The 9,210-nt window shown below is 70.4% G+C and carries 6 protein-coding genes; 5 read left to right on the top strand and 1 reads right to left on the bottom strand.

The genetic code is table 11. The annotated features are described in order from the left end of the window. The 3 genes from C665_RS16445 to nirD form a co-directional block, all read left to right on the top strand. The coding region (locus tag C665_RS16445; RefSeq protein ID WP_004323083.1) for a nitrate regulatory protein at positions 1-1,116 on the top strand (1,116 nt) is incomplete at its 5' end. Between the two features lie 1,266 nt (positions 1,117-2,382). After that, positions 2,383-4,860, top strand: a complete 2,478-nt coding sequence (nirB, locus tag C665_RS16440) for a nitrite reductase large subunit NirB (protein WP_004323082.1) — start codon at positions 2,383-2,385, stop codon at positions 4,858-4,860. Between the two features lie 197 nt (positions 4,861-5,057). Continuing rightward, positions 5,058-5,369, top strand: a complete 312-nt coding sequence (gene nirD, locus C665_RS16435) for a nitrite reductase small subunit NirD (RefSeq protein ID WP_004323081.1) — start codon at positions 5,058-5,060, stop codon at positions 5,367-5,369. Between the two features lie 80 nt (positions 5,370-5,449). On the opposite strand, the gene C665_RS16430 is transcribed toward nirD, so the two are convergent. Further along, positions 5,450-6,637, bottom strand: a complete 1,188-nt coding sequence (locus tag C665_RS16430; protein ID WP_004323079.1) for a multidrug effflux MFS transporter — start codon at positions 6,635-6,637, stop codon at positions 5,450-5,452. A 344-nt stretch (positions 6,638-6,981) separates the two neighbouring features. Here C665_RS16430 and C665_RS16425 point away from each other — a divergent pair, with 344 nt between their 5' ends. Further along, on the top strand, positions 6,982-8,196 hold the full coding sequence (locus tag C665_RS16425; RefSeq protein WP_004323077.1) for a nitrate/nitrite transporter: 1,215 nt from the start codon (positions 6,982-6,984) through the stop codon (positions 8,194-8,196). 89 nt (positions 8,197-8,285) lie between these two features. Continuing rightward, a partial coding sequence (locus C665_RS16420) for a PP2C family protein-serine/threonine phosphatase (protein WP_004323076.1) occupies positions 8,286-9,210 on the top strand: 925 nt, incomplete at its 3' end.

Genomic DNA, 9,210 nt, shown 5'->3' with positions numbered 1-9,210 from the left:
GCGCCGACGGGCGGCTCCCGCCTGCTCACCCGGATCGCGCTCGCGCTGCACGCCCTCGACGGGCTGCCCGCGCTGCGCGCGACGATCGCCGCCGGCCGCTGCACGCCGCACGAGGCCACGCAGCGATTCACGCAGGCGATCGCCGCGCTGCTGGCGCTGGTCTTCGAGGCGGCCGACATCGCGACCGATCCAGCCATCTCGCGCCTGCTGGTGGCGCTGTTCAACCTGATGCAGGGCAAGGAGTTCGCCGGCCAGGAGCGTGCGGCCGGTGCGGCCGCCTTCGCCGCCGGGCGGGCGAACGCTGCGGCCAACGCGCGCCATCCCGCCGAGCCCGACCTGCTGCATCTGATCGAGACGCAGGAGGCGTGCTTCGCGCGCTTCGCGGCCTTCTGCCCGCCCGAGGTGCGCAGCGCCTGGGATGCGGCGTGCCAGGCGATGCCGCTCGCCGAACTCGAACGCCTGCGCCGCAAGTTGCTCGCCGCCGGGAAGGGCGGGGCGCTGCCGTCGGCGCTCGCGGAGCCCTGGTTCGCATGCTGTTCGGCCCGGCTCGACCACCTGCGTGTGATCGAGGACCTGCTTGCCGGGGGATTGCGTGCGGCCTGCGCGGCGCGGATCGCCGCGCTGCAGCGCGATCCCGACGATCCCGAGGTGCTGATGTGCGCGCTGGCAGGGGGGGCGGACGCCGCCCCGGTGTTTCTCGCCGGCGGGGCGGACGAGCTGGCCGGAGCGCCTGGCGAGGGGGACGAGCCTGGGACGGGGCAGACGGCGATCGCCCCCGGCGCGGAGCGTCCGGCGGCGGTGCCCGGGCGCCTCGAGTTGGCGGCGGATCCCTTCGGCCCGCGCCTCACGCGCTCGCTCGTCGATGTGCTCCACGCCCAGTCGTGCCGCCTGCAGGCGATGGGCGAGGAGCTCGCCGCGGTGCGCGCCAGCCTCGACGAGCGCAAGCTGATCGATCGCGCCAAGGCCGCGCTGATGCGCCATCAGGGCCTGAGCGAGGATGCCGCCTACCGCCTGATGCGCCAGACCGCGATGAACCAGGGCCGCCGCCTCCCCGACGTCGCGCGCGCCGTGCTGGAACTGGAGGCCTTCCTGCCCGGCGTTGCATCGGCCGGGTGATCGCGACTGTGGGAGCGACGCAAGTCGCGATGGCGGTGGCCGGGCTTGGGGTGGCGCGGATTCCGGGCGCCGTGATCGCGACTGGCGTCGCTCCTACGTCCCACCCCGGGCGCTGCGGGTTTGGGGGGATCGCGACTTGCGCCGCTCGTGCGCCAAGGCCGGGAGCGTTGCAGGTTCCTGTGGGAGCGACGCAAGTCGCGATGGCGGCGGCCGGGCCGGGGTGGTGCGGATTCCGGGCGTCGTGATCGCGACTGGCGTCGCTCCTACGTCCCACCCCGGGCGCTGCGGGTTTTGGGGGGATCGCGACTGGCGCCGCTCGTGCGTCAAGGCCGGGAGCGTTGCGGGTTCCTGTGGGAGCGACGCAAGTCGCGATGGCGGCGGCCAGGCTGGGTGGCGCGGATTCCGGGCGCCGTGATCGCGACTGGCGTCGCTCCTACGTCCCACCCCGGGCGCTGCGAGTTTGGAGGGATCGCGACTTGCGCCGCTCCCACATCCCACCCCGGGCGCTGCGGGTTTTGGAGGGATCGCGACTGGCGCCGCTCGTGCGTCAAGGCCGGGAGCGTTGCGGGTTTCTGTGGGAGCGACGCGAGTCGCGATGGCGGCGGCAGGGTCGGGTGGTGCGGATTCCGGGCGCCGTGATCGCGACTGGCGTCGCTCCTGCGTCCAACCCCGGGCGCTGCGGGTTTTGGAGGGATCGCGACTGGCGTCGCTCGTGCGCCAAGGCCGGGAGCGTTACGGGTTTCTGTGGGAGCGACGCAAGTCGCGATGGCGGCGGCAGGGCCGGGGTGGTGCGGATTCCGGGCGCCGTGATCGCGACTGGCGTCGCTCCTACGTCCCACCCCGGGCGCTGCGGGTTTTGGGGGGATCGCGACTGGCGTCGCTCCTACATGCCAGGCCGGGCGTGACGAGGTTCGGGGAGGTGCGATTCGATGCGACCCCGGACGCTGCGGGTTGGGGATTCCGGTGCGGTGTGCTTCGCACCAGGGCTGTGCATGTGGGTGTGGGTGCTGCACCGCAGCAGTGCGGGCGGTGGGGGTTGGGCGGCGCTTTGGTCGGTTCGATCGCCCCCAGGCGCTGGCATGTTTGATGCTTATTCTCCCTCGAGCCCCTGGCCAACGGCGGTCGGGTGAGCGGCAGCGAGTGCTGCCGCAGCGTTTTACGGTCTGGTGGACAACGGCGTCCATTCCACTCGCCCCCTGCTGGGGATCGAGCGGGATGGGCGCCGTTTTCATTCCGACCCAATCGGCCTTGTTGCGGAGAAACCCCATGAAGAAGATGAAACTCGTGCTGGTCGGCAACGGCATGGCGGGCGTGCGCACGATCGAGGAGCTGCTGAAGCTCGCGCCCGACCTCTACGACATCACCGTGTTCGGCGCCGAGCCGCACGGCAACTACAACCGCATCCTGCTCTCGCCGGTGCTGGCGGGCGAGATGACGCTGCCCGAGATCATGCTCAACGATCTCGACTGGTACGGCGACAACGGCATCACGCTGCACGCCGGCCGCAAGGTGGTGAAGATCGACCGCGTGCGCCGCAAGGTGCTCGCCGGCGACGGCACCGAGGCCGACTACGACCGCCTGCTGCTGGCCACCGGCTCGACGCCCTTCATCCCGCCCATCCCCGGCAACGACCTGCCGGGCGTGCTCGGCTACCGCGACATCGCCGACACCGAGGCGATGATCGAGGCCGCCGGCAAGTACCGCCACGCGGTGGTGATCGGCGCCGGCCTGCTCGGCCTGGAGGCGGCCAACGGGCTGATGCTGCGCGGCATGGACGTGACCGTGGTGCACCTCGGCGAGTGGATCATGGAGCGCCAGCTCGACCGCGCGGCCGCCGACATGCTGCAGGCCTCGCTCGAGGCCAAGGGGATGAAGTTCCTGCTCGCGCGCCAGACCGAGGCGCTGCTGCCGGCGCGCAACGCGCAGGGCGGCATGAACGGGCGCGTGGGCGCGGTGCGCTTCAAGGACGGCATGGAGATCCCCGCCGACCTCGTCGTGGTCGCCGCCGGCATCCGGCCGAACTACGAGCTCGCCGAATCCGCCGGCCTGTACTGCGGCAGCGGCCGGGTGCGCGGCATCCATGTTTCCGACACGCTGCAGACCGTCACCGATCCGCGCATCTACGCGGTGGGCGAGTGCGTGGCGCACCGCGGCATCGCCTACGGCCTGGTGGCGCCGCTGTTCGAGCAGGGCAAGGTGTGCGCCAACCACCTCGCCAACTTCGGCATCGGCCGCTACGAGGGCTCGGTCACCTCGACCAAGCTCAAGGTCACCGGCATCGACGTGTTCTCGGCGGGCGACTTCAGCGGCGGCCCGGGCACCGAGGACATCGTGCTGCACGACCGCCAGGGCGGGGTGTACAAGCGCGTCGTGCTCAAGGACGACCGCATCGTGGGCTCGGTGCTGTACGGCGACACCGCCGACGGCTCGTGGTACTTCCAGCTCATGAAGGACCGCCAGAGCGTCGCCGAGATCCGCGACCACCTGATGTTCGGCCAGAACAAGCTGGGCGACGCCGGCCACAAGGGCGAGAACCGCGCCGCCAGCATGCCCGACACGGCCGAGGTGTGCGGCTGCAACGGCGTGTGCAAGGGCACCATCGTCAAGGCGATCAAGGAGAAGGGCCTGTTCACCCTCGACGAGGTCAAGAAGCACACCAAGGCGGCGTCCTCCTGCGGCTCCTGCACCGGCCTGGTCGAGCAGATCCTCGCTTCCACCGTCGGCGGCGCCTACCAGGCGGTGAGCGCCAACGACAAGCCGGTGTGCGCGTGTACCGAGCATTCGCACAAGGTGGTGCGCGAGGCGATCTTCAAGCACCACCTGACGAGCAAGGAGGCGGTGTTCGACACGCTGAACTGGAGGACGCCCAACGGCTGCGACAAGTGCCGGCCGGCGGTCAACTACTACCTGATCTCGTCGTGGCCGCACGAGGCCAAGGACGATCCGCAGTCGCGCTTCATCAACGAGCGTGCCCACGCCAACATCCAGAAGGACGGCACCTATTCGGTGGTGCCGCGGATGTGGGGCGGGCTGACCACGCCTGCCGAGCTGCGCGCGATCGCCGATGCCGCGGAGAAATACCAGGTGCCCACGGTCAAGGTCACCGGCGGCCAGCGCATCGACCTGCTCGGGGTGAAGAAGGAGGATCTGCCGAAGATCTGGGCCGACCTCAACGCGGCCGGCATGGTGTCGGGCCACGCCTATGGCAAGTCGATCCGCACCGTGAAGACCTGCGTCGGCGCCGAGCACTGCCGCTTCGGCACCCAGCTGGCGATGGACATGGGGGTCAAGCTCGAGAAGATGCTGTTCGACATGTACGCGCCGCACAAGGTGAAGCTTGCGGTGTCGGGCTGCCCGCGCAACTGCGCCGAGGCGGGGATCAAGGACGTCGGCGTGATCGGCGTCGATTCCGGCTACGAGCTGTATGTGGGCGGCAACGGCGGCATCAAGACCGAGGTCGCGCAGTATCTGTGCAAGGTGGGCAGCGACGAGGAGGTCATGGAGTATGCCGGCGCCTTCCTGCAGCTCTACCGCGAGGAGGGCTGGTACCTCGAGCGCACGGTGCATTGGCTCGACCGCGTCGGCCTCGACTACGTGAAGGCCAAGGTGGTCGAGGACGGCGAGAACCGCCGCCGCCTGCACGCGCGCCTGCTCGACGCGCTCAAGGACGCGCGCGATCCGTGGCAGACCAGCCGCGAGGAGGAGGCGGTGAAGCAGTTCATCCCGATCAAGGTCGAGGCCTGAGTTTCCGGGCGCCGGAATCGCGACTCGCGTCGCTCCTACGAAAACCACGGCGCCTCGATGACGTCCCGTAGGAGCGACGCAAGTCGCGATCACCCCCCCCCCGACCGAGCGCGGCGCGGATTCCGGGCGCCGGCATCGCGACTGGCGTCGCTCCTACAAATAACAACCGAACCAAGCTTCCGAAGAAGGAACCCACCATGACCGACTGGAAACGCATCTGCCTGCTCGACGACATCCCCCGCCTCGGCTCCCGCGTCGTGCGGCGCCCCGGCGAGGACGACATCGCCGTCTTCCGCAACGCCGACGACGAGGTCTTCGCGCTGCACGACCAATGCCCGCACAAGGGTGGCCCGCTCTCGCAAGGCATCGTGCACGGCCGCAAGGTGACCTGTCCGCTGCACGGCTGGAACTTCAACCTGCAGGACGGCCAGGCGGTGGCGCCGGACGTGGGGGCGTGCGCGAGCTTCGCGGTGAAGGTGGAGGGCGGCGAGGTGTGGCTGGCGACCTAAGGGGCGACCCAGCGGGTGATCTCCACTCCGCATCGATCGTCGGCCCCGCCGCTCCCGCAGGGGCGACCGGCTGGGTCGCCCTACGCGGCTCCCAGCCGCACGCGCTGTACCGGCACCCAGGCGATGAACGCGACGGCGGCGCTGCAGAAGGCCACGCCGACGATCATCGGCAGCGCGCTGCCGTCCATGTTGGCGCCCACCCCGTAGGCGGCGGCGAAGGCCACCACCATCATCAGGAAGCCGGTGATCGCCGACGCGGCGCCGGCCGCCTTCGGGAAAGGGGCGATCGCGCCGCTCTGGCCGCAGGGCTGGTGCACCCCGTGGCCGAGCATGAAGATGAAGGCCGGCACCATGATGGTCCACACCGTGCTCACCCCGGAGAGCGCGAACGCCAGCATCAGGCCGCCGCCGCTCAGCGACAGGGCCCCGCCGATCATCACGCTGCGCTGCACGCCGAAGCGCTGGATCATGCGCCGGCACAGCATGGTGCCGCCGATGTAGAACGCCGACAGCAGGAGCAGCAGCACGCCGTAGAAGCTCGGCGAGGTGCCGAGCAGGTTGATGAAGACGAAGGACGACGCCGACAGGATGCAGAACAGCCCGCCGAAGGACGCGGTGCACAGCGAGGCGTAGGTCCAGAAGCTGCGGTTGCCGACGATGCCGCGCGCGGTGCGCAGCAGGACAGCGGGCTGCAGCGCCTCGGGGTGGCGTTCGTGCAGGGTCTCCTGGAAGTGGCGGGCGACCACGAACAGGGTCGCCGCGCCCATCACCGTCAGCGCCGCCAGCGTGGCGCGCCAGCCGAACCATTCGGCCAGCACGCCGCCGAGCGGCGGGCTCAGGCAGGCGGCCACGCCCAGGCCCGACAAGCCCTTGCTCATCGCGCGCGCCCCTTCCTGCGGCGCATAAAGATCACGCACGATTGCGCGCGCGCATACCGTGCCCGCGCCCATGAACGCGCCCTGCAGCACCCGCCAGAACACCATTACCTCGATCGAGCCGGCGAGCGCGCTGCCGACCGCCGCCAGCGTGTAGCCGGCGAGGCCGATCAGCAGCACCCGGCGGCGTCCGATGCGGTCGGACAGCGGGCCCCAGAACAGCTGTGACGCGCCGAAGGCGAGCAGGAGCGCGGTGAGCGTCAGCTGCGCCTGCGCCGGGACCGCGCCGAAGCTGGCGGTGAGCGCGGGCAGGGCGGGGAGGTAGAGGTCGGTGGTGATCGGTTGCAGGCCGAGCAGCAGGGACAGGATGAGGATGACGAGGGGGGCGGGCATGGTGGTTTTTGTAAATCGAGAATAAAGAAAATTATCGAGAAAATAGCATGAATGCTGCCCGCAGGCGTGCTTCCTCGTCGGCGCAGGGGGACTTGCGCGCAAGCCGGCACGCCCGCGTGCGCACCGCTTTTGTGCACCGCACACCAAGCTGGTGCGTCGCCACCGTCGAGCGCAAAGTCCAACTGACTGATTTAGAACGATTTCAAATGTGGCACGACGCTTGCTGAGCAGACACCAGCACAGCGTACGACCCCGCCAATGACGGCGGGGCGGTCGGGCGAAGAGGTTCGCGCTGGAGATTCCCGCACCGATGGTGCGCTTCAAGCACGACCCTGGAGCCCGACATGGACAAGAAATCCTTCCTGCAGGCCGGCCACACGCCGACACTGATCGCCGCCTTCCTCTACTTCGACCTCGCCTTCATGGTGTGGGTGATCCTCGGTCCGCTGGCGGTCGGCATCGCCGCCGACCTCGGCCTGTCGCACGCGCAGAAGGGCCTCATCGTGGCCACGCCGGTGCTGGCGGGAGCGATCCTGCGCATGATCATGGGCGTGGTGGTCGATCGCCTGTCGCCGAAGAAGGCGGCGATCATCGGCCAGCTCGTCGTGATCGGGGCCCTGGCCTACGCCTGGCTGGTGGGCGTGCATTCGTTCAACGAGGTGCTGGTGCTGGGGGTCTTCCTCGGCGTGGCGGGCGCGTCCTTCGCGGCGGCGCTGCCGCTGGCCTCGCGCTGGTATCCGCCCGAGCACCAGGGCACCGCGATGGGCATCGCCGGGGCCGGCAACTCGGGCACCGCGTTCGCGGCGCTGTTCGCGCCCGGGCTGGCGATGGCCTTCGGCTGGCACAACGTGTTCGGGCTGGCGCTGATCCCGCTGGTGATCGTGCTGGTGGCCTTCTGCTTCATGGCCAAGGACGCGCCCGACGCGCCGCCGCCCAAGCGCTTCGCCGAATACCTCGCGGTGCTCCGGGACAAGGACGCGTGGTGGTTCATGTTCTTCTACTCGGTGACCTTCGGCGGCTTCGTCGGTCTGGCCTCGTCGCTGGTGATCTACTTCAACACCCAGTACGGGCTGGATCCGAAGATGGCGGGCTACTTCACCGCGGCCTGCGTGTTCGCCGGCTCGCTGGTGCGCCCGATCGGCGGCAACGTGGCCGACCGCATCGGCGGCGTGAAGTCGCTCACCGTGATGTACATCCTGGCGGCGATCTTCCTCGCCATCGTCAGCGTCGGCCTGCCCCAGGCGTGGATGGCGCTGGTGGCCTTCGTGGGCGCGATGCTGGCGCTGGGCATGGGCAACGGCGCGGTGTTCCAGCTCGTGCCGCAGCGCTTCCGTCGCGAGATCGGCGTGATGACCGGCCTGGTCGGCATGGCGGGCGGCATCGGCGGCTTCTACCTGGCGTCCTCGCTCGGCTTCGCGCGCCAGCTCACCGGCAGCTACCAGGCCGGCTTCCTGATCTTCGCGGCGCTGGCGGTGTTCGCGCTGGTCGGGCTCACCGCGGTGAAGACGCGCTGGCGCACGACCTGGGGCGCGGCGCACCTGACCTCGGCGAAGATCTGAATGGCCGAATGGGGTCCCGAACGAGGTCAGGTCCTGAGTTTGATCATCCCGCATCCGTTGGCTTCACGTCGAGAAAGGCGAGTGAGCAGATGAAAGACCTGACCCCCCTGGAGATCCTCCTCGGCCACGCCAGCCGGACCGGGCCGCGCCCGGCCAACGAGGACTTCGTTGCCGCGGCGATGCCCGAGGGCGACGAGCGCGCGGCCAAGGGCGTGCTGCTGGCGATCGCCGACGGCGTCGGTGGCCACGCGCACGGCCGCGAGGCGGCGGAGTATTCCGTGCGCAGCCTCCTCGCCGACTACTTCTCCACGGCCCACACCTGGAGCGTGCAGAAGTCGCTCGACACCGTGCTCGGCGCGGCCAACCGCTGGCTGCTCGCGCAGTCGGCGCGTACCGCCGAGACTGCGGGCATGGCGACCACGCTCACCGCGCTGGTGCTGCGCGGGCGGCGCTGGCACCTCGCGCACGTGGGCGACTCGCGCGCCTACCTGTGGCGCGACGGCGCGCTGCTGCGCCTGAGCGAGGACCACACCTGGCCGCACCCGGAGCTGAGCAACGTGCTGCGCCGCGCGCTGGGGCTGGAGTCGCGCCTGCTGGTGGATCACGACGACGGCGAGCTGGCGCTGGGCGACGTCTTCGTGCTGCTGACCGACGGGGTGTGGAACACGCTCGGCGACGAGGCGATCGCGGCGCTGCTCGCGCGCCAGGCGGGGCAGGAGAAGGAAAGGGAGGGTGGGGGACGGGCTGCGGTGGGGGTGGTGACACCGAAACCCGTAACGCGGGGAACGGAGGCGCAGGGAAGGGCGGGGCGTGAAAATGGCGTGGGGGTGTCCGAGGAGGCCGGAGCGTGCGCGAGGGTAGCGGAAGCCGGCCTGGACCCGCAGGCCGCCGCCGATGCCCTCGTCGAAGCCGCCTTGCGCGCCGGCGGCAATGACAACGCCAGCGCGCTGGTGGCCTGCGTGCGCGCGCTGCCCGCCGACAACCTGCGCGACCGCCTCGCCGCCGGCCGCCGCC

Origin of the sequence: Thauera aminoaromatica S2 (assembly GCF_000310185.1) — a bacterium.
Taxonomy (GTDB): domain Bacteria; phylum Pseudomonadota; class Gammaproteobacteria; order Burkholderiales; family Rhodocyclaceae; genus Thauera; species Thauera aminoaromatica.
The sequence above is the reverse complement of the archived record's forward strand: the minus strand, read 5'-3'. Positions and strand labels throughout refer to the sequence as shown.